Annotated in this window: 23 protein-coding genes; 11 read left to right on the top strand and 12 right to left on the bottom strand. The window is 67.9% G+C overall.

Features of this window, described 5'->3' with window-relative positions; genetic code table 11:
* Positions 1 to 4 precede the first annotated feature (4 nt).
* Positions 5 to 910, top strand: coding sequence for an acetylglutamate kinase (gene argB / locus ETC07_RS04395; protein WP_136247299.1), 906 nt, complete (start codon positions 5 to 7; stop codon positions 908 to 910).
* Positions 911 to 968: 58 nt separating this feature from the next.
* Positions 969 to 1580: a nucleoid occlusion factor SlmA gene (slmA, locus tag ETC07_RS04390; protein ID WP_136247298.1), complete on the top strand. Its 612-nt coding sequence runs from the start codon at positions 969 to 971 to the stop codon at positions 1578 to 1580.
* 89 nt (positions 1581 to 1669) lie between these two features.
* Here slmA and rpoH read toward each other — a convergent pair whose 3' ends face one another.
* The 4 genes from rpoH to ftsY form a co-directional block, all read right to left on the bottom strand.
* Entirely contained in the window at positions 1670 to 2536 is an 867-nt protein-coding gene (rpoH, locus tag ETC07_RS04385; protein WP_136247297.1) for an RNA polymerase sigma factor RpoH, read from the bottom strand.
* 121 nt (positions 2537 to 2657) lie between these two features.
* Positions 2658 to 3629, bottom strand: a complete 972-nt coding sequence (gene ftsX, locus ETC07_RS04380; protein ID WP_136247296.1) for a permease-like cell division protein FtsX — start codon at positions 3627 to 3629, stop codon at positions 2658 to 2660.
* On the bottom strand, positions 3626 to 4294 hold the full coding sequence (gene ftsE, locus ETC07_RS04375; RefSeq protein WP_136247295.1) for a cell division ATP-binding protein FtsE: 669 nt from the start codon (positions 4292 to 4294) through the stop codon (positions 3626 to 3628). Before ftsE ends, ftsX begins: the two co-directional genes overlap by 4 nt.
* Entirely contained in the window at positions 4291 to 5802 is a 1512-nt protein-coding gene (gene ftsY, locus ETC07_RS04370; RefSeq protein WP_136247294.1) for a signal recognition particle-docking protein FtsY, read from the bottom strand. Before ftsY ends, ftsE begins: the two co-directional genes overlap by 4 nt.
* A gap of 90 nt (positions 5803 to 5892) precedes the next feature.
* Here ftsY and rsmD point away from each other — a divergent pair, with 90 nt between their 5' ends.
* Positions 5893 to 6558 carry a 16S rRNA (guanine(966)-N(2))-methyltransferase RsmD gene (gene rsmD / locus ETC07_RS04365; protein WP_136247293.1) on the top strand — a complete coding sequence of 222 codons (666 nt, stop codon included), beginning with the start codon at positions 5893 to 5895 and terminating at the stop codon, positions 6556 to 6558.
* A 78-nt stretch (positions 6559 to 6636) separates the two neighbouring features.
* Positions 6637 to 6846: a cell division protein ZapB gene (locus ETC07_RS04360; RefSeq protein WP_136247292.1), complete on the top strand. Its 210-nt coding sequence runs from the start codon at positions 6637 to 6639 to the stop codon at positions 6844 to 6846.
* 24 nt (positions 6847 to 6870) lie between these two features.
* On the opposite strand, the gene ETC07_RS04355 is transcribed toward ETC07_RS04360, so the two are convergent.
* From ETC07_RS04355 to prfB, 7 genes are all read right to left on the bottom strand, one after another.
* Positions 6871 to 7329, bottom strand: a complete 459-nt coding sequence (locus ETC07_RS04355; protein WP_136247291.1) for a GNAT family N-acetyltransferase — start codon at positions 7327 to 7329, stop codon at positions 6871 to 6873.
* Positions 7322 to 8149, bottom strand: a complete 828-nt coding sequence (locus ETC07_RS04350; RefSeq protein WP_136247290.1) for a hypothetical protein — start codon at positions 8147 to 8149, stop codon at positions 7322 to 7324. The genes ETC07_RS04355 and ETC07_RS04350 overlap by 8 nt, the downstream gene beginning before the upstream one ends.
* The gene (locus tag ETC07_RS04345) at positions 8146 to 8457 is read right to left on the bottom strand and encodes a BolA family protein (RefSeq protein ID WP_136247289.1); all 312 of its coding nucleotides are present in this window, start codon (positions 8455 to 8457) and stop codon (positions 8146 to 8148) included. The genes ETC07_RS04350 and ETC07_RS04345 overlap by 4 nt, the downstream gene beginning before the upstream one ends.
* Before the next feature lie 28 nt (positions 8458 to 8485).
* Complete coding sequence (locus tag ETC07_RS04340; protein WP_136247288.1) at positions 8486 to 9895, bottom strand: MFS transporter; 1410 nt, start codon at positions 9893 to 9895, stop codon at positions 8486 to 8488.
* Positions 9896 to 9968: 73 nt separating this feature from the next.
* Positions 9969 to 10355, bottom strand: coding sequence for a hypothetical protein (locus tag ETC07_RS04335; protein ID WP_136247287.1), 387 nt, complete (start codon positions 10353 to 10355; stop codon positions 9969 to 9971).
* A gap of 231 nt (positions 10356 to 10586) precedes the next feature.
* On the bottom strand, positions 10587 to 12122 hold the full coding sequence (gene lysS / locus ETC07_RS04330) for a lysine--tRNA ligase (protein WP_136247286.1): 1536 nt from the start codon (positions 12120 to 12122) through the stop codon (positions 10587 to 10589).
* A gap of 162 nt (positions 12123 to 12284) precedes the next feature.
* A protein-coding gene (gene prfB, locus ETC07_RS04325; protein ID WP_136247285.1) for a peptide chain release factor 2 occupies positions 12285 to 13383 on the bottom strand; the annotation gives its coding sequence in 2 pieces (ribosomal slippage) (positions 12285 to 13307 and positions 13309 to 13383; 1098 coding nt in all).
* Between the two features lie 241 nt (positions 13384 to 13624).
* Here prfB and ETC07_RS04320 point away from each other — a divergent pair.
* From ETC07_RS04320 to ETC07_RS04305, 4 genes are all read left to right on the top strand, one after another.
* Complete coding sequence (locus ETC07_RS04320) at positions 13625 to 15202, top strand: peptide ABC transporter substrate-binding protein (protein ID WP_136247284.1); 1578 nt, start codon at positions 13625 to 13627, stop codon at positions 15200 to 15202.
* A gap of 59 nt (positions 15203 to 15261) precedes the next feature.
* Positions 15262 to 16188 (top strand): oligopeptide ABC transporter permease OppB, encoded by a 927-nt coding sequence (gene oppB, locus ETC07_RS04315; RefSeq protein ID WP_136247283.1) that lies wholly within the window; start codon positions 15262 to 15264, stop codon positions 16186 to 16188.
* On the top strand, positions 16178 to 17062 hold the full coding sequence (locus tag ETC07_RS04310; RefSeq protein ID WP_136247282.1) for an ABC transporter permease: 885 nt from the start codon (positions 16178 to 16180) through the stop codon (positions 17060 to 17062). Before oppB ends, ETC07_RS04310 begins: the two co-directional genes overlap by 11 nt.
* 82 nt (positions 17063 to 17144) lie before the next feature.
* Positions 17145 to 18746: an ABC transporter ATP-binding protein gene (locus ETC07_RS04305; RefSeq protein WP_136247281.1), complete on the top strand. Its 1602-nt coding sequence runs from the start codon at positions 17145 to 17147 to the stop codon at positions 18744 to 18746.
* A gap of 83 nt (positions 18747 to 18829) precedes the next feature.
* On the opposite strand, the gene ETC07_RS04300 is transcribed toward ETC07_RS04305, so the two are convergent.
* A complete protein-coding gene (locus ETC07_RS04300) occupies positions 18830 to 20182 on the bottom strand; it encodes an OmpP1/FadL family transporter (protein WP_136247280.1) in 1353 nt (450 codons plus the stop codon).
* 272 nt (positions 20183 to 20454) lie between these two features.
* Here ETC07_RS04300 and ETC07_RS04295 point away from each other — a divergent pair, with 272 nt between their 5' ends.
* The 3 genes from ETC07_RS04295 to ETC07_RS04285 all read left to right on the top strand — a co-directional run bounded on the left by ETC07_RS04295 (position 20455) and on the right by ETC07_RS04285 (position 23984).
* Positions 20455 to 20892, top strand: a complete 438-nt coding sequence (locus tag ETC07_RS04295; protein ID WP_136247279.1) for a MerR family transcriptional regulator — start codon at positions 20455 to 20457, stop codon at positions 20890 to 20892.
* Positions 20889 to 23426 carry a heavy metal translocating P-type ATPase gene (locus tag ETC07_RS04290; RefSeq protein WP_136247278.1) on the top strand — a complete coding sequence of 846 codons (2538 nt, stop codon included), beginning with the start codon at positions 20889 to 20891 and terminating at the stop codon, positions 23424 to 23426. Before ETC07_RS04295 ends, ETC07_RS04290 begins: the two co-directional genes overlap by 4 nt.
* A 138-nt stretch (positions 23427 to 23564) precedes the next feature.
* The gene (locus ETC07_RS04285; protein WP_136247277.1) at positions 23565 to 23984 is read left to right on the top strand and encodes a VOC family protein; all 420 of its coding nucleotides are present in this window, start codon (positions 23565 to 23567) and stop codon (positions 23982 to 23984) included.
* The last annotated feature ends 258 nt before the right edge of the window (positions 23985 to 24242 follow it).

Here is a 24242-nt window from a genome sequence, read left to right as displayed (position 1 = left end):
AGCAATGAGCGAACAGACTCGCGACCCCCGCCAGGTGGTGGAGGTACTCTCCGAGGCGCTGCCCTACATCCAGCGCTTCTCCGGCAAGACCGTGGTGGTCAAGTACGGCGGCAACGCCATGACCGAGGACACCCTGATCGACTCCTTCGCCCGCGACATGGTGTTGATGAAGGAAGTCGGCATCAATCCGGTGGTGGTCCACGGCGGCGGCCCGCAGATCGGCGACTTGCTCGACAAGCTCAAGATCGAGTCGCGCTTCGTCAACGGCATGCGGGTGACCGATGCCGAGACCATGGACGTGGTGGAGATGGTACTCGGCGGCCTGGTCAACAAGGGCATCGTCAACCTGATCAACCAGAGCGGCGGCAAGGCCATCGGCCTGACCGGCAAGGACGGCGCCCAGATCCGCGCCCGCCAGCTCCAGGTCGAGCAACAGACGCCGGACATGGCCGCCTCGGAGATCATCGACATCGGCCACGTCGGCGAGGTGGAGCATATCTCCACCGACCTGATCGAGATGCTCGCCGAACGCGACTTCATCCCGGTGATCGCCCCCATCGGGGTCGACGAGGCCGGCCGCAGCTACAACATCAACGCCGACCTGGTGGCCGGCAAGGTCGCCGAGGCACTGGATGCCGAGAAGCTGATGCTGCTGACCAATGTCGCCGGGTTGATGAACGGCGAAGGCGAGGTGCTCACCGGGCTGACCACCGACCAGGTCGACGCGCTGATCGCCGACGGCACCATCCATGGCGGCATGCTGCCGAAGATTCGCTGCGCCCTGGATGCCGTGAAGGACGGCGTCGCCAGCGCCCACATCGTCGATGGCCGAGTGCCCCACGCGACCCTGCTGGAGATCTTCACCAACGCAGGCGTCGGCACGCTGATCACCAACTCCACGCATGGCTGATGCCGGGGCTCCTGCCCCGGATGCCTTGCTTATCTAGAAACCGACAAGAAAAGCACATATGACGCAGGCAACCCCTACCCCCAGCCGCCGGGAGCAGATCCTCCAGGGGCTGGCACTGATGCTGGAGGAAGACAGCGGCAAGCGCATCACCATCGCCGCCCTGGCCCGACAGGTCGGCGTCTCCGAGGCCGCCCTCTACCGCCACTTCCCCAGCAAGGCACGCATGTTCGAAGGGCTCATCGAGTTCATCGAGCAGACGCTGTTCGAACGCATCGGCCGGATCCTCGAGGAAGTCCCCGAGGCGCTGCCACGCTGCGGCCAGATCCTCACCCTGGTGCTGGCCTTCGCCGAGAAGAACCCGGGTCTGTCGCGGCTGCTCGGCGGCGACGCGCTGACCGGCGAGACGGCACGACTGCGGCTACGTATCCACCAGCTGTTCGAGCGTCTCGAGACCCAGCTCAAGCAGGTACTGAGGGAGGCCGAGCTACGCGAGGGGCGTCGCCCCTCGCTGCCGATTCCGGCCGCCGCCAACCTGCTCGCCGCCCAGGTCGAAGGACGCATCGCCCAGTACGTGCGCAGCGACTTCTATCACCGCCCCACCGCACACTGGGACGACCAGTGGCCGGCCCTGTCGGCGGGACTGCTCCGCGAGGCACCCCAGACCGCCTAGCGCCAGGCGCTTGAGGGCACCACAAAAAACCCCGAAGGCCGAGGCCTTCGGGGTTTTCTTGTGACTCAGTGCCCACGGAGACCGGCGCTTCAGGCCGCCAGGGTCTCGCCGAGCTGCTGCTTGATCTTCTTCATGGCGTTCTTCTCGAGCTGGCGAATACGCTCGGCGGACACGCCATAGACGTCGGCCAGCTCGTGCAGGGTGGTCTTGGCATCACCCAGCCAGCGCTGCTGGAGGATATCGCGAGAGCGCTCGTCGAGCCCCGCCAACGCGCTCTTCAGGCGTTGGGTGGCATCGGCCTCCCAGTCGCTATCCTCGAGCTGGGTGGCCGGATCCTGGCTGGCGTCGTCCAGGTAATGGACCGGCGCCTGATAGGCGGTCTCCTCGTCCTCGCCCGGCGCGGCATCGAAGCCGGCGTCGTGGGCGGAGAGGCGTCCTTCCATCTCGCGGACCACCTCGGGCTTGACGTCGAGATCCTTGGCGATCGCCTCGACCTCGTCGGTGTTCAACCACGCCAGGCGCTTCTTGGCGCTGCGCAGGTTGAAGAACAGCTTGCGCTGCGCCTTGGTGGTGGCGATCTTGACGATCCGCCAGTTGCGCAGTACGAACTCGTGAATCTCGGCCTTGATCCAGTGCACGGCGAAGGACACCAGGCGTACGCCCTGGTATGGGTCGAAGCGCTTGACCGCCTTCATCAGGCCGACGTTGCCTTCCTGGATCAGATCGGCCTGAGCCAGGCCATAACCGGAATAGCTGCGCGCGATATGCACCACGAAGCGAAGATGCGACATCACCAAACGGCGCGCCGCCTCGAGGTCACCCTCGTCGTGCAGACGGAAGGCCAGGTCACGCTCCTCGTCGACGGTCAGCATGGGAATGCCGTTGACCGCCTGAATGTAGCCGTTGAGGTCGTGGCCCGGAGAAAGGTGGCCCACCGGCAGAAGACTGGTGCTCATGTGCAAGATGTCTCCGTTGAAGCCCGTGTGTGGAATCCCGTGTGTGGAAACCTGAGTCGTCGCCTTGGATAGCGGTTTATCGATTTGGTTCCGGCAGCATTCCCGATTCGGGGATGCGCCGCTAGCGGGGACGAATCTGTGCCAGATGCCGACTCACGGCGATCCAGGCTCCCAGCCAGCCCAATAGTGTACTACAGCCAAGCAGGGTTGCCGACCCCGCCAACCCCAACCCGGGTAGCGCGAATCCCGCGCCGTAGCTGGCCGCCAGCGCGGCGACCGGCGTGGCCAGCCAGTCGCCGCCGAGGCTCAGCAAAAGCCCGGCCAGCATGCCACCACCCAACCCGTACCAGGCGCCGCTGTAGAGGAAAGGGCGACGCACGAAGGCGTGGGTGGCACCGATCAGCGTCACCACCTCGATCTCCTGGCGGCGATTCTCCACCGCCAGACGGATGGTGTTACCGACCACCAGCAGCACGCCCAGGCCGAACAGCACCGCGAGCCCCAGGCCGGCGCGCCGCCCCAACTCGGCCAGCTGGCCGAGCCGCTCCAACCAGGCCAGGTCCAGCCGCACCTCATCGACCCCGGCCATGTCCTCCAGGCCGCCCGCCAGGCGCTTCACCGCCGACGGCGACGGGTCATCGGGGCGAATCACCACGCTCGCCGGCAGCGGGTTATCCGGCAACCGTGCCAGGGCGTCCTCCAGGCCCAGGGCCTGCTGGAATTCGACCATGCCCTCGGCGGCACTGATCAGGCGCGCATTCGTCACGCCCTCCTGGGCCGCCAGCGCCTCCTCGATGCGCCCCGCCTCGGCGCCACCGACACCCTGCTCCAGATAGACGGTCAGCGTCGCGCTCTCGTCGAGCTGCGTGTCGATCAACCGGGCGCCGTCCAGGGTCAACCACAGCCCCGCGGGCAGGATCAGGGCGATGGCGATCGCCAGCATGGTCAGCAGGCTGCTCAACGGGTGGCGCAACAGTCGGCGGGCACTGTCCAGCGCCATCGCCCGATGGTGGCGCAGCCAGCTACGCCAGCGGCCACCGGATGAGGGACGCTGGGTCTGGGCGCCGCGACGGGCGGGGGCTTCGCGGCTCATGAGACCTCCTCGTCGGCGACCAGGCGCCCCTCATGGAGACGCAGGGTACGGTGGCGCAGGCGGGCGATCAGGGCCAGGTCGTGGCTAGCCACCATCACCGTGGTACCGATGCGATGGAAGTCCTCGAACAGGCTCATGATGTCCGCCGAAAGCTGGGGATCCAGGTTGCCGGTGGGCTCGTCGGCGAGCAACAGCGCCGGCTTGTTGACCACCGCCCGGGCGATGCCCACGCGCTGCTGCTCGCCGCCGGACAGCTCGATGGGCAGCGCCTTCTCGCGATGCAAGAGCCCCACCTTGTCCAGCGCCGCGCGTGCCCGCCGCGCCGCCTCGCGAGGCTCGGCGCCCTGGATCTCCAGCGGCAGCGCCACGTTGTGGTAGATCGAGCGGTCGAACAGCAGCTGGTGGTCCTGGAAGACCACACCGATCTGGCGCCGGTAGAAGGGCACCTGGCTATGGTGCAGGCGATCGATGTCATGGCCGGCCACCAGGATGCGCCCACGGCTGGGACGCTCCAGGCGCATCAGCAGCCGCAGCAGCGAGCTCTTGCCGGCCCCCGAGTGGCCGGTGAGGAACACCATCTCGCCGCGCCGCACACGGAAATCGAGATGGGCGAGCGCATCGAAGCGCCCGCCGTAGCGCTTGCCAACGTGCTCGAAGGCGATCATGACGAAGCGTCGTCGCGGTCGAACAGGGCGTCGACGAACTCCCGGGCGTCGAAGGGACGCAGATCATCCAGGGTCTCGCCGACACCGATGAAGCGGATCGGCGTGCCCAGCTGCTGGGCCAGGGCGAAGATCACCCCACCCTTGGCGGTGCCGTCGAGCTTGGTCAAGGTGATGCCGGAGACCGGCACCACCTCGTTGAAGGTCGATGCCTGGGAGAGTGCGTTCTGGCCGGTTCCGGCGTCGAGCACCAGCATCACCTCGTGGGGCGCCTGCTCGTCGAGCTTGCCCATCACCCGGCGCACCTTCTTGAGCTCCTCCATGAGGTGCGCCTTGTTGTGCAACCGACCGGCGGTGTCGGCGATCAGCACGTCGACGCCCCGCGCGCGCGCGGCGGACAGGGCGTCGAAGACCACCGAGGCGCTGTCGGCCCCGGTATGCTGGGCGATCACCGGCACCTCGTTGCGCTCGCCCCAGACCTTGAGCTGCTCCACGGCCGCGGCGCGGAAGGTGTCGCCGGCGGCCAGCATGACGCTGCGACCTTCGCGCTGGAAGCGTTGCGTCAGCTTGCCGATGGTGGTGGTCTTGCCGACGCCGTTGACGCCGACCACCAGGATCACGAAGGGCCCCTCGCCCTTGGGCGGCAGGGTCAGCGGGGCGGTCACGCCGTCGAGCAGGGTCGCCAGCTCCTCCTGCAGGGCCTGATAGAGCGCCTCGGGATCCTTGAGTTCCTTGCGCGAGACGCGCTCGGTGAGCCGGTCGATGATCTGGGTGGTGGCCTCGATGCCCACATCCGCCATCAGCAGCTGGGTCTCGAGCTCCTCCATCAGATCATCGTCGATCTGCTTGCGCCCCAGGAACAGGCCGGCGAGTCCTTCGGTCAGGTTGGCCCGGGTCTTGCCAAGCCCTTCGCGCATGCGCGCGAACAGGCCCTTCTTCTTGGGCTTGTCGCGCGGCTCGGCCTTGGGCCTTGCGGCGGGCTCGTCGGCCCGCGCAGGCTCGACCTTCGCGGCGCTTTCCGGCTCGACGGGCTCAGGCTCATCGACCACCGTCTCCGGCTCAGCGGCGACGGGCTCGGATTCATCGACCGCCGGCTCCGGCTCCGCGACGACGGGCTCAGATTCATCGACCGCCGGCTCCGGCTCCGCGACGACGGGCTCAGACTCATCGACCACCGGCTCCGACTCAGCGGCGGCGGGCTCAGACTCATCGACCACCGGCTCCGGCTCCGCGGCGGCGGGCTCAGCTTCTTCGACCACCGGCTCCGACTCCGCGGCGACGGGCACCGGATCCTCGTCGACCGGCTCCGCTTCCTCGCCCCCCCCGGAAGCCACCGGCTCGGGGTCACCCGACTCGTCCCCGACGGTGGATTCGTGCTCGGCCTCGACCGGCGTCTCGGTCTCAGGCTCGACCGGTGCGGCATCGGCCGCCTCCTCCTGCTCGGCCTCGGGGGCCTGCTGAGGGTCCTGCTGGGGCTCTTGCTTCTTCTTACGCTTGAAAAAACCGAACATGGGGGGATTCAGCCTCGCGGGTGAACGAATCGCCACATCCTACCATCGCGCACCATGACTGTGGACACGGCGCCCGCTACAATCGGCACCATGAGCCGACGACGCCCCTCTTCCCGATCCTCGACGCCCGCCCGCGACCGCGGCAAGCAGGCGACCTCTCGCCCCGCTGGACAGCTGCGCATCATCGGCGGCGAGCATCGCCGCCGCCGGCTGCCGGTGCTGGACAGCCCGGGGCTGCGCCCCACGCCGGACCGCGTCCGCGAGACGCTGTTCAACTGGCTAGGCCCGGCCACCCCCGGCGCCCGGGTGCTGGACCTGTTCGCCGGCACCGGGGCGCTGGGCCTCGAGGCCCTCTCGCGCGGCGCCGCCGAGGCGCTACTGGTGGAGCGCGACGCACGGGTCGCCCGGACCCTGTCCGACAACCTGGCGACACTGGGCATCGCCTCCGCCGCGGTCGTCATGGCCGACGCGCGAAGCCATCTCGAGGCCGGACCTGGCGAGGCCACCTCCCCCTTCTCGCTGGCCTTCGTGGACCCGCCCTTCCACCAGGGCCTCGCCGCGCCCTGCTGCTGCGCCCTCGAGGCCGGCTGGCTGACGCCGGATGCCTGGATCTACGTGGAGACGGAAACGTCACTCACCCCCGAGGTGCCGAGCGGCTGGCGGCTGCATCGCGAGGTGCGCGCCGGCGACAGCACCGGGCGCCTCTACCGCCGCTCGCAGGCGTTCGCCGAGTCGCCCGACGGCGACGCTTGCTGAGCCCCGTCCACGGCGTTAGTCTGCCGCTGCAGGACGCCAATCACGGGCCCCGCCCGCCGACATCGTCAGGAGAAACGGATGAGCATCGAACTCTTCAACCAGCTCGAACAGAAGGTCACCAGCGCCGTCGAGGCACTGGAATTGATGAAGATGGAAGCCGAGGAGTTACGCGAGGAAAACGCTCGCCTCAAGCAGGAGCGCGAGGAGTGGGAGCGCCGCCTGTCGTCGCTGCTGGGCAAGTTCGATGATGTCGAGACCGGCAGCACCGCCGAGCAGCAGCCCGGCTGACGACCCGTTCGGCCTGGCCGAGGATCAGGCTAGGGGGCAAGACATCAGTAGCGCGTCCTCGCGTTCGGCGCCGGCCAGCGGTGGGTAGTAACCGTGCCGGCGCCCGTCTTCCGCGAACCCCGCACGCCGATACAGGGCGATCGCCGGCACATTACCGACCCTGACCTCCAGCAGCAGCCGCTCGCTCCCCCAGTCGCGGGCCCGCTCGATCACCGCCGCCAGCAGCCTTCCCGCCTGCCCCTCGCCGCGCCGCGATGGCACCACCAGTATGCCTTCGAGTTCGGCATCGAACGGTTGGCGCACCACCACCGCATGGCCGATCAATCCCGCCGACTCTTGCATGCCCAGCACGGCGACATCCTCCGCGGCAAGCGCCGCCTCGAGCCGAGACGACGCCCAGGGGTGTTCCTGAGCGCTCGCCTCCAGCTCGACCAATGCCGCCAGATCCCCGGGGCCGAGCTCGCGATACCACGGCTCACTCACCGCCGGTCGCCTCGCCCTGCCAAGCCTCACGCCAGTCGAGGAGCCGCGGCCAGAGCTCACGCTTGGCCGCGGCGCTCGCCGCCAGGGTCTCGAGCCTCGGCCCCTGCCAGATCGGCAGGTCCAGCGCCGTGGCACGCCCGTCCTCGATCGCCAGCACCCGGCTCAGGGTGGCGTCATCATCGAACAGCAACAGCCGCTCCGGCGCCCAGCCGCGCCGTGCCCGGCCGGCCAGGAAGGCCGCGAGCCCTTGGCGCGCCTCGTCCAGGGGCGCCTGTACGTCCAGCCCCTCGATCTGCGGCCAGTGGAAGGATTCGAAGTCCGGCGACTGCCCCGGCGTGATGCCGGCGGCCCGCAGCAGGTTGACGAGCAGCCGCCGCGACGACGACGCAGGCGCCGCGCCCCCCGACTGCATCACCAGCCAGCGCCCATCCAGGCAGGCCAGCTGCAGGGTGAAGCGTAGCGCCTCCCCTGGGGCATCCGGCGCGGCGTCGCGCCCCGGCTCCGGCGCACTGGTCGCCGGCGCCTCGGCGGGTGCTGCATCGGGCACCAGGCCGCCGAGCAACGCGCGCGCCTTGCGCTCTCCCGACGGCGGCCGCTCACTCGGCGTGGCCGGCGCCGGTGCCGACGCGGGCGCCTCCGATGGCGTTTCCAGCAGCGCCTGAAGGCGCTCGCCGGGCGCCTGACGGGGCGCGGCCTCGGCCGGCGGCCAGTCCCACTCGCAGGCCTCGCTGGGCCGGGCGTTGGGCAGCCGGTAGCGGGCCGTCCAGGCCGCGAGGCCCATGGCCTCCAGGTACTGCAGCCGCTGGGGCTCGGTGGTCACGAGTGCCCGCCACCCCGGCAATCCGGGGAGTCGGGGCGCGCCGCGCCGCGGGCCTGCCACTCCTCGGGGGTATAGGGATGCAGGGCCAGGGCGTGCACGGGACCCGCCAGCTCATCGGCCAGCAAAGCATAGATCTGCTGGTGACGCTTCACCGGCATCATGCCGGCGAAGCGCGGCGACACCACGGTCACCTTGAAGTGGGTCTCGGCATTGGCGGGCACGTTGTGCTTGTGGCTCTCGTTTTCCACCGTCAGGAAGGTGGGCTCGAGGTCCTGAAGCTTGTGCTCAAGGGTCGACTGGATGCTCATCTCGGCGTTCCGCTGGTGAGTGTCGGGTTCATTGTACGCGTTCGGCCGCGGCACGACGACGGGCACGCAGCGCCTCGCCGGCCAGCGAGACGCGCCCCAAGCTGGCCAAAAGCGACAGCCCGGTGGCCAACACCCCGCCCCATAGCGTCATCTGCACCGGCGCCCCGGCGGCCAGGCCGGCCCCGACCAGGGCCACGCCCAGCGACTGCCCCACGGTGCGCGTGGTGCTCATCACGCCGGAGGCATTGGCGCTCTTCTCGGCCGGCACGCTGCCCATCAGTTCACGATTGTTGGGCGGCTGGAAGCAGCCGAAGCCGAGCCCGCACAGCGCCGTGCGCCACAGGCAGTCGGTCACGCTCGCATCGGCATCGAGCAGCGCCAGGCTGGCCAGGCCGCTCAACAGCAACACCAGGCCCGCCGAGCTGAGCAGGCTGGGATTGAAGCGGTCGGCCAGGCGCCCGGCGAGCGGCCCGGCCACCATGATGGTCAGCGGCCAGGGCGTGAACAGCCAGGCGGTCTCCAGCAGCGAGAAGCCCATCTCCTGCTGATAGAGGAAGGACAACGCGACGAAGGCCAGCCCCTGACCGACGAAGGCCAGCCCCTGGGCGGAAACCGCCAGGCTGAAGCGGCGCTCGGCGAACATCGACAGCGCCATCAGCGGATAGGGCGCGCGGCGCTGGCGGGCCAGGAAGGCGGCGCCGGCGATCAGGCTGAGGGCCAGCCAGACGAGGGTCGCGGCGCCCGGCACCCCGCCGTTGCCATCCAGCGCCATGAAGAAGCCGGCCAGCGTGAACATCGCCAACAGCGCGCCCCAGCCATCGAAGCCGCCGCGGCGACCCGGCTCCACGGGCAAGGCCCGCCAGGCCAGGGCGATCGCCCCCAGCGCCGGCAGCACCGGGAACGCGAACAGCCAGGGCCAGCCGGTCACCGAGAGGATCGCCCCGCCCAGCGCCGGCCCCGCGGCATAGCCGACCCCGACCACCAACGAGCTCAACCCCAGGGCGCTGCCCAGCAGCCGCGAGGGGAAGATGGCGCGGTACAGCGAGGGCCCGATCGACAGCGTCGCCGCCGCCCCCACGCCCTGCAGGGCACGAAAGGCCAATAGCGTCTCCAGGCTGCGCGACAACGCACAGCCCAGCGCGGCGATGACGAACAGCGCCAGCCCGCCCAGGTAGATCCGGCGCCGGCCGACGATCTCGCTCAATGCCGCGAACACCAGCAGGAAGGCCGCGCAGGCCACCTGGAAAAGGTTGGTCACCCACACCGCCTCGGCCGACGTCACCCCGAGGTCGGCGGCGATGGAGGGCAGCGCCAGGTTGACCATGGAGTTGTCCATCACCGACATGGTGGTGCCGAGGACCAGCGCCAGCACGGCCAGGCGACGCTCGGAACCCGGCAGGCCATCGTCGCCGGGGCGGTTCGAGAAGAGTCGGCTCATGGGGCATCGTCACTGACGAGAAAACCGGCCAAGGCCGGTTTTCTCGATATGGGCATGCCAGAAGACGGCGGAATCAGTCCTGATCCGTCTCCAGCAGCAGGTTGTCGTCCACTTCGGCGACCTCGAGGGGGGCCTCGTCGTCGAGGTCGACGGCCAGGTAGCTGTATTCGAAGCACAGGAAGCGCTGGAACAGCGCCCAATCGAGGGTCTCGGGCCATTGACGCTCGTCTTCTTCCCAAGCCCGCAGTTCGGTCTCGAGGATCTCGAGGTAGCGCTCACGCACGAAGCCTTCGAGGGCCTCGGGGGTGTCCATCTCCGGGATCAGATAGACGGTACTTTCCCTTTCGACGTCGCCGAGCGAGAGGTCATCGTCACCCTGGGTCGGTTCCAGGTCATTGACCCAGTCGACGAAGTGCTGGGTCGGCCTGATGCTCAGGGCGGAACGGTTGAGCAGTTTCATCGCGGTCTCCTCGACGTCGAAACGCTGCCATTATGGGCGCCAGGGGCGCTCGTTACCAACACTTCCCGACCGATCTGCCTGCCCTGACGCCAAACACGCCTCTTCCAACACGCGGAAGGTCGCGAGCCAGGTTCAGGCTCGGCGCGCGGGGGGTCGCTGGCGGAATGTACGCGTTCGTACATGATCAAAGCGAGCCCCCGAGCAACGCCGCCTGGCCGACGCGCGGCGCCTTCAGTCTCCAGAGGGCCGCATGGCCGGGAACAACAGCACGTCGCGGATCGAGGCGCTATCGGTCAGCAGCATCACCAGCCGATCGATGCCGATGCCCTCCCCGGCGGTCGGCGGCAGGCCAACCTCCAGGGCGCGCACATAGTCGGCATCGAAGTACATGGCCTCGTCGTCGCCGGCGTCCTTCTCGGCCACCTGGGCGGCGAAGCGCTCGGCCTGGTCCTCGGCGTCGTTGAGCTCCGAGAAGCCGTTGGCGATCTCGCGACCGCCGACGAAGAACTCGAAACGCTCGGTGACGAAGGGATCGCTGTCCTTGCGCCGCGCCAGCGGGCTGACTTCGGTCGGATAATCGGTGATGAAGGTCGGCTGCTGGAGGCGATGCTCGACGGTCTTCTCGAATATCTCGATCTGCACCTTGCCGAGCCCCCAGCCGTCCTTGACGTCGATGTCCAGGCGCTCGGCGATCTGCCGCGCGGCCGTTTCATCGGCCAGCGCCTCGGCGTGGATGTCGGGGTTATATTCGAGGATGGCATCGAACACGCTGAGCCGGCGCAGCGGCTGGCCGAAGTCGTATTCGTAGCTCTCCAGCACCTCGCCGTCGGCATCGCGCACCGTATTGGTGACGGTGGTGGTGCCCAACACCCGCTGGGTGACCTCGCGCAGCATGGCCTCGGTATGATCCATCAGGTCCTGGTAATCGGCATAGGCCTGATAGAACTCGATCATGGTGAACTCGGGGTTGTGCCGGGTCGACAGCCCCTCGTTGCGGAAGTTGCGATTGATCTCGAAGACCCGCTCGAAGCCGCCCACCACCAGGCGCTTGAGGTAGAGCTCGGGGGCGACACGCAGGTACATGTCGATGTCCAGCGCGTTGTGGTGGGTGACGAAGGGCCGAGCCGAGGCGCCACCGGGGATCGGCTGGAGCATCGGCGTCTCGACCTCCATGTAACCATGATCCTCGAAGAAGCGGCGCATGGCGCTGATCACCCCGGCGCGGGTCCGGAAGACCTCGCGGGAGTCGGGGTTCATGATCAGGTCCACGTAGCGCTGACGGTAGCGGGCTTCCATGTCGGTCAGGCCGTGGAACTTGTCGGGCAGCGGCCGCAGGCTCTTGGTCAGCAGGCGCGCCTCTTCCATCATCACGTAGAGGTCGCCCTTGCCGGATTTCTGCACCGGGCCGCGACCGGCGACGATGTCGCCGATGTCCCAGCCCTTGATGTCCTCGAGCACGTCCGCCGGCAGGCCCTTCTTGTCGACATAGAGCTGGGTCTGGCCGCTGGCATCCTGGATGACGATGAACGGACCACGCTTGCGCATGATGCGCCCGGCCACGGCGGCGGGCCGCGCCAGCGCCTCGAGCTCGGGCTTGTCCTTGTCGCCCAGCTCGGCATCGAGCTCGGCGGCGGTGCTGTCACGCCGGAAATCGTTGGGGAAGGCACTGCCACCGTCGCGGGTGGCGCGCTCACGACGCTCGGCCAGCTTGCCGCGCCGTTCCGCGATCAGGTGGTTCTCGTCCTGGGAAGTGTCCTGGTTAGCCATGTCGCTACCTGTTAAATCATGGTGTCGAATACAGAGACATCTCACCTAGAGCCGCGCGAGCGTCGCCGAGACAAGGCGCCCCTCGGGCAGAGCGCGGTGTTGACGAGCCGTCAATGCGCATCTCTGACCGAGGGGCAACGCCGTATCGGCGAGCGCAGCAGGCTATAGGCCTTGCTTGAGGCTCGCCTCGATGAATTGGTCCAGATCGCCGTCCAGCACCTTCTCACAGCTGCTGGACTGCACGCCGGTGCGCAGGTCCTTGATGCGCTGGTCGTCCAGCACGTAGGAGCGAATCTGGCTGCCCCAACCGATGTCGGCCTTGGAGTCCTCGGCCGCCTGCTTGGCGGCGTTGCGCTTCTCCATCTCGTGCTCCCACAGCTTCGCCCGGAGCTGTTTCATGGCGAAGTCGCGGTTGGCGTGCTGGCTGCGCTGGCTCTGACAGGCCACCACGATGCCGGTCGGCTCGTGGGTGATGCGCACCGCCGAATCGGTGGTGTTGACGTGCTGGCCGCCGGCGCCGCTGGAACGATAGGTGTCGACGCGCAGATCCGAGGGATTGAGCTCGACCTCGAAGCTGTCGTCCACCTCCGGCGACAGGAACACCGAGGCGAAGGACGTATGGCGACGACCGCCGGAATCGAACGGGCTCTTGCGCACCAGGCGATGCACGCCGGTCTCGGTGCGCAGCCAGCCGAAGGCGTACTCGCCCTGGACGTGCACCGACGCCGACTTGATGCCCGCCACATCGCCGACGGAGAGCTCGCTGATCTCGGCCTTGAAGCCGTGATGCTCGGCCCAGCGCAGGTACATGCGCAGCAGGATATTGGCCCAATCCTGAGCCTCGGTGCCGCCGGACCCCGCCTGGATATCGAGATAGCCGTTGTTCTCGTCCATCTCGCCGGAGAACATGCGCCGGAACTCGAGCTTCTCGAGGCTGGCCTGGAGGGTCGCCAGCTCGCGCTGGACCTCCTCGACGGTGCCCTCGTCTTCCTCCATCTCGGCCAGCTCCAGCAGGTCGGCGCTGTCCGCCAGGCCCTGCTCCAGCTCATCGATGGTGGCGACGATGGTCTCGAGGGTCGCCCGCTCCTTGCCCAGTTTCTGAGCATGGTCCGGATCGCTCCAGACCTCGGGGTCCTCGAGCTCGCGGGTGACTTCCTCTAGCCGATCCTTCTTTTCGGCATAGTCAAAGATACCCCCTCAGGACTTCTGTCCGCTCAGACAGGTCCTTGATGAGGTGGTTGATCGGGTTGGTTTCCAGCATGGGGATCGCCTGAATCCAAGGGAGGTGAGACGCGCGCCGGCGCCAGGCGCCGACGGCGGAGAAAAGACGCCCATTGTAGCGAAACGAGCCGCCAGCGGCCATCCCACGGCAGGCGCCACGGCGGAGGTATCGAATTCGTGGATGATCTCATGCGCAATTTCAAATGGACCCCGGCCCGGCTCTCGGCGAGGGTAAGACTCAGACAAAAAAGCTCCAACAACCACAAACTCCGGAGTGATTCATGCGCAAGACGTCCTTGTTCGCCGGCAGCCTGCTGCTGGCCACCGGCCTGGCCGCCTCCCCGCTGCAGGCCGATACCCTGCGCCTCGCCATCATGGGCGAGCCCGCCTCCCTCGACCCTCACAAGATCAGCGGCACCTGGGAAAACGACGTGGTCGGCGATCTCTTCGAGGGCCTGGTCACCGAAGCCGCCGACGGCGAGCGCATCCCCGGCGTCGCCGAATCCTGGGAGGTCTCCGACGACGGCACGGTCTATACCTTCGCCCTGCGCGAGGATGCCCAGTGGTCCGATGGCACCCCGGTCACCGCCGGTGACTTCGTCTTCGCCTTCCGCCGCATCCTCGACCCGGCCACCGCCGCCAGCTATGCCTACCTGCTGTACCCGGTCGAGAACGCCGAAGCCGTCTACGCCGACGAGGCTGAACCGAGCACGCTGGGCATCGAGGCCGTCGATGAACGCACCCTGCGCATCACCCTGGAGCGCTCCACCCCCTACTTCCTCGATCAGCTGGCCCACTACACCGCCTACCCGCTGCCCAAGCACGTGGTGGAGGAATACGGCGATGACTGGTCCAAGCCCGAGCACATGGTCTCCAACGGCGCCTTCGCCCTGCAGGACTGGCAGTCCCAGACGCGCATCGAGGCCACCCGCAACCCGCACTTCCACGACGCCGAGAACGTCGCGCTGGACGAGGTGGTGTACTTCCCCATCGAGGAGCGCAACACCGCGCTGAACCGCTTCCGCGCCGGCGAGATCGACATCGCCCGGGAATTCCCCACCCAGCAGTACGACTGGCTCAAGGAGAACCTGCCGGAGGCCGTGCAGGTGGCGCCGTATCTCGGCATCTACTACTACGCGCTCAACATCCGCGACGGCCACGCCACCACCGACCCTCGAATCCGCGAGGCGCTGAGCCTGGCGGTGCGCCGCGAGGTGATCACCGACAAGATCCTCGGCACCGGCGAACAGCCCGCCTACAGCTTCGTGCCGCCGGACGTGGCCCACTATGAGGGGCCGGAGTCCGACATCGCCGAGATGAGTCAGGAGGCTCGCCTGGAGCGCGCCAAGATGCTGATCGAAGAGGCCGGCTATGGCCCAGATCAGCCGCTGGAGCTGCAGCTGCGCTACAACACCAGCGAAGACCATCGCAAGGTGGCCATCGCCCTGGCCGCCATGTGGAAACCGCTGGGCGTGGAAGTGGAGCTCTACAACTCCGAGGTCGCGGTCCATTACGCCGACATGCGCCAGGGCGACTTCGACGTGGCCCGCGCCGGCTGGATCGGCGACTACAACGATGCCCAGAACTTCCTGAGCCTGCTGGAGAGCGGGGTCGCCAACAACTACGGCGCCTACAGCAACGCCGAGTTCGACACCCTGATGGACCAGGCCGCCGAAACCCAGGACATGGACACCCGCGCCGAGCTGATGTCCGAAGCGGAGGCCCTGGCCCTGGAAGACAGCGCCGTCCTGCCCCTCTACTACTACGTCTCGCGCAACCTGGTCAGCCCCGACCTGAGCGGTTGGCAGACCAACATCGAGGACATCCACCGCTCGCGCTGGATCGACTTCGAGGACTGAACCTCTCCTTCCTTCACCTAGCGATGGCCCCGGGAGTTCCCGGGGCCTGAGGGTTCCGCATGCTCCGCTATACCCTGAAGCGCCTACTGATGGCGGTTCCGACGCTGCTGATCGTCATCACCCTGTCGTTCTTTTTGATGCATCTGGCCCCGGGCGGTCCCTTCGACGGCGAGCGCCAGCTGCCGGCGGAGATCGAGGCCAACCTGCTGGCCACCTACCATCTGGACGATCCCATCTGGAAGCAGTACCTGATCTACATGGGCAACCTGCTCCAGGGCGATCTCGGCCCGTCGTTCAAATACAAGGACTTCACCGTCACCGAACTGGTCGCCCAGGGCTTCCCGGTGAGCCTGGAGCTCGGGTTCTGGGCCATCGGCCTGGCGCTGCTGATCGGCCTGCCGCTGGGGATCATCGCCGCACTCAAGCGCAACTCCACCGTCGACTACCTGGTGATGGGCACCGCACTGGCCGGGGTGGCGATTCCCAACTTCGTGATCGCCCCGCTGCTGGCGCTGGTGTTCGGCGTCTTCCTGGCCTGGCTGCCGGTGGGCGGCTGGAACGACGGCGCCTGGCCCAACCTGGTGCTGCCGGTGGTGGCGCTGTCGATCCAGCAGATCGCCTACATCGCGCGGATGATGCGCGCCAGCATGATCGAGGTCCTCGGCAGCCACTTCATCCGTACCGCCCGGGCCAAGGGCCTGACGGAGACCGAGGTGATCCGACGCCACGCCATCCGCCCGGCGATGCTGCCGGTAGTCTCCTACCTGGGGCCGGCGATCGCCGGGATCATCACCGGCTCGGTGGTGATTGAGCAGATCTTCGGCATCCCGGGGATCGGCCGCTACTTCGTCCAGGCCGCCCTGAACCGCGACTACACCCTGGTGATGGGCACGGTGGTGTTCTACGGCGCACTGATCGTGCTGCTGAACCTGATCGTCGACCTGATCTATTCCGCCCTCGACCCGCAGATCCGCTATGACGACTGATACCGCTGTCTCGACCCCCGATATCGCCGGCGACAGCCTGGCCCGCGAAGCCTGGCGCCGCCTCAAGCAGAACAAGGCCGCCACCACCAGCCTGGTGCTGCTGGCCCTGGTGACCCTGGCCTGCGTGGCCGGCCCCTGGCTGACGCCCTGGGCGCTGGACGAGGTGGACTGGAACGCCTTCCTCACCCCGCCGAGCCTGGCCGACGGCCACTATGCCGGCACCGACGCCAATGGCCGCGACCTGCTCACCCGGACCCTCCATGGCGGGCGTGTCTCGCTGTCCGTGGCGCTGGTGGCCACCCTGGTCAGCCTGGCGATCGGCGTGCTCTACGGCGCCGTCGCCGGCTACCTGGGCGGGCGCGTCGACAACCTGATGATGCGCTTCGTCGACATCATGTACTCGCTGCCCTTCATGTTCCTGGTGATCCTGCTGATGGTGGTGTTCGGCCGCAACATCCTACTGATCTATGCCGCCATCGGCGCCGTGGAGTGGCTGGACATGTCGCGCATCGTGCGCGGCCAGGTGCTGGCGCTCAAGCGCCGCGAGTTCGTGGAGGCCGCCCATGCCCTCGGCGTCAAGGATCGCAAGATCGTCACCCGCCACCTGATCCCCAACGCCATCGGCCCGGTGATCGTCTACGTCACCCTCACCGTGCCCAAGGTGATCCTGCTGGAGAGCTTCCTGTCGTTCCTGGGGCTCGGCGTCCAGGAGCCGCTGACCAGCTGGGGCGTGCTGATCAGCGAAGGCAAGGACATGATGGAGACCGCCCCCTGGATGCTGCTGGTGCCCTCGGTGTTCCTGGCGCTGACGCTGTTCTGCCTCAACTTCCTGGGCGATGGGCTGAGGGATGCCCTGGACCCGAAAACCCGCTGAGGGACGCGCCGGTTCATCACGCCACTGGCGATATGAACCGGTGCCTTCATGCCACGAACAAGAGCTAAATCAGGAGCGGAAGATGCCAAAGCCACTGCTCGAGATCGATCGCCTGGGGGTCGACTTCGACCTGCCGGGCGGTGCCGTCACCGCCGTCAAGGATGTCAGTTTCCGCATCCACGCGGGCGAAACCCTGGCGCTGGTCGGCGAATCCGGCTCCGGCAAGTCGGTGTCCTCCACCGCCGCCATGGGCCTGCTCCCGGAACTGGCCCGTACCCACGGCGCCATCCGTTTTGAAGGCGAGGACCTGCTCGCCGCCACCCCGAAGCGCCTGCGCCGGCTGCGCGGCAACGACATCGCGATGATCTTCCAGGAGCCGATGACCTCGCTCAATCCGCTGCATCGCATCGGCCGCCAGATCGGCGAGGTACTCGAGCGTCACCGTGGGCTCAAGGGCCGGGCGGCCCGGGCGCGGGTGCGGGAACTGCTCGAACGCGTCGGCATCCCCGAGCCCGAACGGCGCATCGACAGCTATCCCTACGAGCTCTCCGGCGGCCAGCGCCAGCGGGTGATGATCGCCATGGCGTTGGCCTGCGAGCCCAAGCTGCTGATCGCCGACGAGCCGACCACGGCACTCGACGTCACCGTCCAGGCGCAGATCCTGGCCCTGCTCAAGGACCTGCAGCGGCGCGACGGCATGGCGATCCTGTTCATCACCCACGACCTGGGCATCGTGCGCCACTTCGCCGACCGCGTGTGCGTGATGCGCCAGGGCGAGCTGGTGGAGCACGGCGAGACCGCCGCGCTGTTCGCCGCGCCGCGCCACGCCTACACGCGGATGCTGATCGACGCCGAGCCACGCGGGCGCAAGGCGCCGGTGACGGCCGACGCCCCGCTGCTGCTCGAGGCCCGCGACGTTCGCGTGCGCTTCTCGCTCAACAAACGGCTCTTCCGGCCCTCGACCTATTTCGAGGCGGTGCGCGGCATCGATCTGTCGATCCGTCGCGGCCAGACGGTGGGCATCGTCGGAGAGTCAGGCTCCGGCAAGTCGACGCTGGGGCGCGCCCTGCTGCGACTGCTCGACAGCCGAGGCGACATCCGCTTCGACGATACCGCCCTGGACGGCCTGAATGCCTCGGCCATGCGACCCCTGCGCTCGCGGATACAGGTGGTCTTCCAGGATCCCTTCGGCTCGCTGTCGCCGCGCCTGACGGTGGGCGAGATCGTCGGCGAGGGCCTGAAGGTGCACGCCCTGGAGCTCTCCGCCCGGGAGCGCGATGCCCGGGTCCAGGAGGCGCTACGCGAGGTCGCCCTGGACCCGGCGATGCGCCGACGCTACCCCCACGAGTTCTCCGGCGGTCAGCGCCAGCGCATCGCCATCGCCCGGGCGCTGGTGCTCAAGCCCGAGTTCCTGCTGCTCGACGAACCCACCTCGGCGCTGGACCGCTCGGTGCAGGCCACGGTGATCGAGCTGCTGCGTGACCTGCAGGCCCGGCACGGCCTGACCTACCTGTTCATCAGCCACGACCTGGCCGTGGTGCGCGCCCTGGCCGATACCGTGCTGGTGATGAAGCAGGGTGAAGTCGTCGAGCAGGGCGACACCGAGACGCTGTTCGAGACCCCGCGCGAGGCCTACACCCGCGAGCTAATGCGCGCGGCCTTCCTCGAGGAGGCGGCCGCCTGAACCCGCCCGTCATCACCAAGAACCCCGGCCAGTGGCCGGGGTTCGTCGGGTAACGGAGCGCTTGCCGCGCGGCAGCACCACGCTTAGAAGCGGTAGTCCATCGACAGCGCGAAGACATCGGCCGCGACTTCATAGGTCCCCGAGAGGTTGCCACGGCTGGCGTTCTCGTTGGTCGGGGTCGCATCTTGGTCCATGTCGACGTCGTCGCCGAAGATGCGCAGATAGCCGGCGGTGATGCCCAGGTTCTCGGTCGGCCGGTAGGTGGCACCGAGCGACGCCCAGCGACGGTCGGCATCCGGCACCCGCGGGGTGCGATACTCGGCGCTCGGCACCGGCGTCTCGTCGATCCCCAGGCCGCCGCGCAGGGTCCACTGGCGGTTCAGCGCATAGTTGGCACCGACCGAGAAGGCCCAGGTGTCGTCCCAGTTCTCGGTGGTGGTGCTTATGTCCTGCCCCTCCGACTTGACGACGAGTTCATCGAAACTGCTCCACTCGGTCCACTCGGCGTTGGCCATCAACGCGAGCCGGTCGGTCAACTGGTGATGGATGCCAAGGTTGAAGTTGGCCGGGGTGGTCAGCTCCGCCGTGCCACCGGCGTCCTGCAACTGCCCCATGGCCTGAGCCCCGCCCAGCACCGCCTGCCCCGCGGCATTGTCGGAGCTGTAATCGACGTCACCCTCGAGCGTCAGGTCGATCTCGGAACGATAGCTGGCGCCGAGCCGCGTCTGGTCGGTGACCTGGAAGAGTGCACCCAGCGTATAGCCATACCCCCAGTCATCCCCGGTGACCTCGGCCATGCCATCGGCGTTTCCGATCGCCGAGGGTGGCAACTGACCGGCACCAGCACCCGCGGAACCAAGATCAACGGCATTGGATAGCGTGGCATCGGCATATTCGGCACGCAGGCCGACGGCCAGGTTAAGGCGATCGGTGGCCCGATAGTTCAGGGTCGGCTGAATATCGATCGTCTTAAGCTCGGTCTCGACGGCATGATAGCGGCCGATCCAGTCTTCGTCGTACTTGGTGGAGAGGCCATAGGGCGAGTAGATCGCCAGGCCCAGGTCCCAACGCTCGTCAAGCTGGGTCTTGGCGGCGAAACTCGGTACCACGGCCGACTCGCCCCCTTCCCCGGACGCCATAGAAGAATAAGGCGCGCCGAGCACATTCGACGCCTCGGCATCCTGCAGCTCGAAGGTGGCATCGATATAGGACACGCCACCGGCCACCTGGCTGCCATCGATGTTGCCGATGGCGGCCGGGTTGTAAGCCATGAAGCTGGCATCCTCGGCGCCGGCGGCGGTGTTGGAGAAGGCGTTGGCCAGGGTCTTGGCGCTCTGTTCGCGGACCTGGAAGCCCGTGGCGGCGGCCTGGGCGGACACCAGGGCCGCGGAGGCCAGAGCGACGGCGACGGTGAGTTGGCGAGGCATGAGGGGCATGGCACGGCTCCTTGGTATTGCTGTTGTTATGGTGATGCAGCGGTTGACCGTCAGTGTCGTCAGAAGTCCTTGTCGGGATCAAGGACAAACGATCGTTTTAAATCCATATTCTTCTAATACTTTGGTACAACGATCACGTCATTGCCATGGGTAACAAGGAGTTAGCTTTCTCCTCCCGCGATCGTGGCGGGCACCGCCTGGCCGCCTTGACCATGGTGTAACCCAAAGGTTTTACACTGCATGCCTACCCTCCTCTTCCAGGAGACGCCGCCATGAAGGTTAGCGAACTCGCGCACCACGCCGGTGTTACCGCCGAGACCGTGCGCCACTATACCCGCGAGGGGCTGCTGCGCCCCGAGCGCGATCCACACAACGGCTACCAGCTCTACGACGACACCGAGCTGCGTCGGCTGCGCTTCATCCAGCGCGCCCGCACCCTGGGCTTCGGCGTCGCCGAGATCCGCGCGATCCTCGAGCAGGCCGATCGCGGCGACTCGCCCTGCCCCCTGGTCCGTGACCTGTTGGCCCATCGCCTGCCGGAGATCCGCCATCGCATCCATGAGCTCGAGGCCCTGGCCAGCCGCATGGAGGAGGCGCTAGCGGCCTGGGAGGAGCTGCCGGATGGCGTCCCGAACGGCCACAGCCTGTGCCGGCTGATCGAGACCATCCCCGAGACACCGAAGGACGGTTCAGAGGAGGCTTCAACATGAGTGCCCCAATACGCCACGAGCGGCGAGTCCCCGGCATGAGCTGCCAGGGCTGCGTGGCCACGATGCGCCGCGCCATTCAGGCTCAGGACGCCGAGGCCGAGGTCACCGGCACCCCGGGCGAGCAGCGGCTCGAGGCCAACACCCGGCTGAGCGGGCCCGAGCTGGATCAGATCCTGAACGAGGCCGGCTACCCACCGGGCCAGTCGACCGACGACGATGCTATCGGGGTCGCACCCGAGCCCGAAGCGACGCCTGCCCCGGAGCCCGATGATGGCGAGGCGACCATTCAGCGTCTGTCCATTACCGGCATGACCTGCGCCGGTTGCGTGAAGAGCGTGCAGCAGGCGCTGGAACGCGTCCCGGGCGTCGCCTCGGCCGCGGTCAACCTCGGCAACCAGACCGCCCAGGTCCGTGGCAGCGCCGACCAACAGGCGCTGATCGATGCCGTGGACGCGGTCGGCTACGGCGCCGAGCCGATCCTCGACCTACGTGAAGCCGAGCGGGCTCGCGCCGAACGTGATGCCGTGGAGTATCGTCGCCGGATGCGCGGCAGCGTCCTATCGCTCTCGCTGGCGGTACCACTGATGGTCAGCATGTTCGTCTATCATCCCCAGCCGCTCGGCGCCGGGCGCTGGGCCTGGCTGGTGGTGGGGCTGCTGACCCTGGCCGTGATGGCCGGGCCCGGCCGGCACTTCTTCCGCAACGCCTGGAAGAACCTGCGCCATCACCAGGCCAACATGGATACCCTGATCGCCATGGGCACCGGCACCGCCTGGCTCTACTCCATGGCGGTGCTGGCCTTCGCCGAAGTGCTGCCCGAGATGGCCCGCGGCCTCTACTTCGAGGCCTCGGCGATGGTGATCGGCCTGGTGTTGCTGGGCAACGCCCTCGAGCTGAAGGCCAAGGGCCGCACCAGCGACGCCCTGCGCCGCCTGCTCGACCTGCAGAGCCGTACCGCTCGGGTGATCCGCGACGGCCAGGAGCTCGAAGTGGAGGTCGACTCGGTGCGCGAAGGCGACCACCTGCGAGTGCGCCCCGGCGAGCGCCTCCCGGTGGATGGCGAAGTCACCGAGGGCGAAAGCCACCTCGATGAATCCATGCTCACCGGCGAACCTCACCCGATGGCCAAGGCGGCCGGCGATGAGGTCAGCGCCGGTACCGTCAACGGCCAGGGTGGGTTGGTCTATCGTGCGACGCGCGTAGGGGCCGACACCCGGCTCGGCCGCATCACCGAACAGGTGGCCCGCGCCCAGGCCTCGCGGCCGCCCATCGGTCGTCTCGCCGATACCATCTCCGGCATCTTCGTGCCGGCGGTGATGATCATCGCCGTGCTGACGGCGCTGATCTGGTTCAATGTCGGCGCCGAGCCCCGCGTGCTGCACATGCTGGTCACCGCCAGCACGGTGCTGATCATCGCTTGCCCCTGCGCACTGGGCCTGGCCACACCGATCTCCACCATGGTCGGCGTCGGCAAGGCCGCCGAGCACGGCGTACTGGTGAGAAGCGGCGAGGCATTGCAGACCGCCAGCCGGCTGACCACCCTGGTCGTCGACAAGACCGGCACCCTCACCGAGGGCAAGCCGGGGGTCACCGAGGCCGAGGTGCTTGAGGGCGACGAGCAGACGGTGCTAGGCCTGGTCGCGGCTCTGGAACGCGGTTCCGAGCACCCGCTGGCCGCCGCCCTGCTCGCTCACGCCGAGCAGCAGGACGCCGAGCCGGCCGAGATCCGCGACTTCACCAGCGTGACCGGCGGTGGCGTGCGTGCCAACACGACCGATGGACGGACGCTACTGCTCGGCAACGCCCGGCTACTCAAAGAGGCCGGTATCGATCTCACCCGAGGAGAGGCGCGAGTCGAATCGCTGGAAGGCCAGGCCCGCACCGTCGTCCAGCTGGCCATCGACGGCCGGCTCGTCGCCCTGTTCGGCGTCAGCGACCCGCTGCGCGCCGACGCCGAGGCGGCCGTCGCACGCCTACGGGACGAAGGACTGACCCTGGTGATGCTGACCGGCGACAACGAGCACACCGCCCGTGCCATCGCCGACGCGGTGGGCATCGACGAGGTACGCGCCGGGCTGTTGCCCGAGGACAAGCATGCCGAGATCGAACGGCGGCAGGCAAACGGCGAAACGGTGGGCATGGTCGGCGACGGGATCAACGATGCTCCCGCCCTGGCCCGGGCCGATGTCGGCTTCGCCATCGGCCAGGGCACCGATGTCGCCATCGAGAGCGCCGGCATCACCCTGATGCGCGACTCGCTGCACGGCGTGGCCGATGCCATCGCCATCAGCCGTGCCACCTTGGCCAACATCAAGCAGAACCTGGTGGGTGCCTTCGGCTACAACGTGCTCGGCATCCCCCTCGCCGCCGGCGCGCTCTATCCGCTCACCGGCAGCCTGCTATCGCCGGTGATCGCCGGCGCGGCCATGTCGGCCTCGTCGATCACCGTGGTCGGCAACGCCAGTCGCCTGCGCGGGTTCCGCCCTGACCGGGAGGACCGCGCCTCATCCCCCAAGGAGGAGCCGTCCACATGAACTGGATCATCAATCTCGCCGGGCTGGCACTGATCATCCTGATCGCATGGTGGTTCTGGGGTGCCGACTAGGAACGCCCCAGGGCCGCCGGCCCGACGCTGCTAGGCTGATAGCCAGACGACACAGCGAGGACACCACATGCCCGAACTCAATGGCGTATTGGAAACGGCCCTCTACGTGATGGACATGCCCCGGGGACGGGGCTTCTTCGAGGACGTGATGGGGCTCGTGCCCTTCACCGCGGATCATCGCTTCACCGCCTACGATGCCGGCGCCGGATCGGTGCTGCTGCTGTTCCTCGACGGCGAGACACAGGAGACGGTGGTGTTGCCCGACGACATGGGGACCATCCCACCCCACGACGGCGGCGGCCGGGTGCATATGGCCTTCTCCATCGCCGCCCACGACCTGGCGGCCTGGGAGGCCCGGCTACATGACCACGGCGTCGCGATCGAGGGCCGTACCCACTGGCCGCGGGGCGGGGAAAGCCTCTACTTCCGCGACCCCGACGAGCACCTGTTGGAGCTCGCCACACCCGGCGTATGGCCCAGCTATTAATCACGCCCCGGGTGATGCCATCCCCCTGCGCCTTATCCCGCCCCAGCGGACAATAATAAGAAAGCCGAGCCCGGAGGCTCGGCTTTCACGTCGTCGGGTGCGGGGCTCGGGCAGGCCCCTGGGCTCGATTAGTCCGCCCTCATCGAGCGTCCTGACATGAAAAAACCCCGACTCAATGAGTCGGGGTTTTCTCGTAATAAGTGCCTGACGATGACCTACTCTCGCATGGGAACTCCCACACTACCATCGGCGCTGAGC

Origin of the sequence: Halomonas borealis, from assembly GCF_004798905.1 — a bacterium.
Lineage (GTDB): Bacteria > Pseudomonadota > Gammaproteobacteria > Pseudomonadales > Halomonadaceae > Halomonas > Halomonas borealis.
This window is presented reverse-complemented; position numbering and strand designations above follow the sequence as displayed.

What these genes read in the sequence shown, in the direction of transcription:
- ETC07_RS04340 (WP_136247288.1), bottom strand. Translation starts at nt 9,895, where the DNA reads ATGAGCCGACTCTTCTCGAACCGCCCCGGCGACGATGGCCTGCCGGGT.
- argB (WP_136247299.1), top strand. Translation starts at nt 5, where the DNA reads ATGAGCGAACAGACTCGCGACCCCCGCCAGGTGGTGGAGGTACTCTCC.
- rsmD (WP_136247293.1), top strand. Translation starts at nt 5,893, where the DNA reads ATGAGCCGACGACGCCCCTCTTCCCGATCCTCGACGCCCGCCCGCGAC.
- slmA (WP_136247298.1), top strand. Translation starts at nt 969, where the DNA reads ATGACGCAGGCAACCCCTACCCCCAGCCGCCGGGAGCAGATCCTCCAG.
- ETC07_RS04290 (WP_136247278.1), top strand. Translation starts at nt 20,889, where the DNA reads ATGAGTGCCCCAATACGCCACGAGCGGCGAGTCCCCGGCATGAGCTGC.
- ETC07_RS04295 (WP_136247279.1), top strand. Translation starts at nt 20,455, where the DNA reads ATGAAGGTTAGCGAACTCGCGCACCACGCCGGTGTTACCGCCGAGACC.
- lysS (WP_136247286.1), bottom strand. Translation starts at nt 12,122, where the DNA reads ATGGCTAACCAGGACACTTCCCAGGACGAGAACCACCTGATCGCGGAA.
- ETC07_RS04320 (WP_136247284.1), top strand. Translation starts at nt 13,625, where the DNA reads ATGCGCAAGACGTCCTTGTTCGCCGGCAGCCTGCTGCTGGCCACCGGC.
- ftsY (WP_136247294.1), bottom strand. Translation starts at nt 5,802, where the DNA reads ATGTTCGGTTTTTTCAAGCGTAAGAAGAAGCAAGAGCCCCAGCAGGAC.
- oppB (WP_136247283.1), top strand. Translation starts at nt 15,262, where the DNA reads ATGCTCCGCTATACCCTGAAGCGCCTACTGATGGCGGTTCCGACGCTG.
- ftsX (WP_136247296.1), bottom strand. Translation starts at nt 3,629, where the DNA reads ATGAGCCGCGAAGCCCCCGCCCGTCGCGGCGCCCAGACCCAGCGTCCC.
- ftsE (WP_136247295.1), bottom strand. Translation starts at nt 4,294, where the DNA reads ATGATCGCCTTCGAGCACGTTGGCAAGCGCTACGGCGGGCGCTTCGAT.
- ETC07_RS04335 (WP_136247287.1), bottom strand. Translation starts at nt 10,355, where the DNA reads ATGAAACTGCTCAACCGTTCCGCCCTGAGCATCAGGCCGACCCAGCAC.
- ETC07_RS04285 (WP_136247277.1), top strand. Translation starts at nt 23,565, where the DNA reads ATGCCCGAACTCAATGGCGTATTGGAAACGGCCCTCTACGTGATGGAC.
- ETC07_RS04300 (WP_136247280.1), bottom strand. Translation starts at nt 20,182, where the DNA reads ATGCCCCTCATGCCTCGCCAACTCACCGTCGCCGTCGCTCTGGCCTCC.
- ETC07_RS04305 (WP_136247281.1), top strand. Translation starts at nt 17,145, where the DNA reads ATGCCAAAGCCACTGCTCGAGATCGATCGCCTGGGGGTCGACTTCGAC.
- ETC07_RS04360 (WP_136247292.1), top strand. Translation starts at nt 6,637, where the DNA reads ATGAGCATCGAACTCTTCAACCAGCTCGAACAGAAGGTCACCAGCGCC.
- ETC07_RS04345 (WP_136247289.1), bottom strand. Translation starts at nt 8,457, where the DNA reads ATGAGCATCCAGTCGACCCTTGAGCACAAGCTTCAGGACCTCGAGCCC.
- rpoH (WP_136247297.1), bottom strand. Translation starts at nt 2,536, where the DNA reads ATGAGCACCAGTCTTCTGCCGGTGGGCCACCTTTCTCCGGGCCACGAC.
- ETC07_RS04310 (WP_136247282.1), top strand. Translation starts at nt 16,178, where the DNA reads ATGACGACTGATACCGCTGTCTCGACCCCCGATATCGCCGGCGACAGC.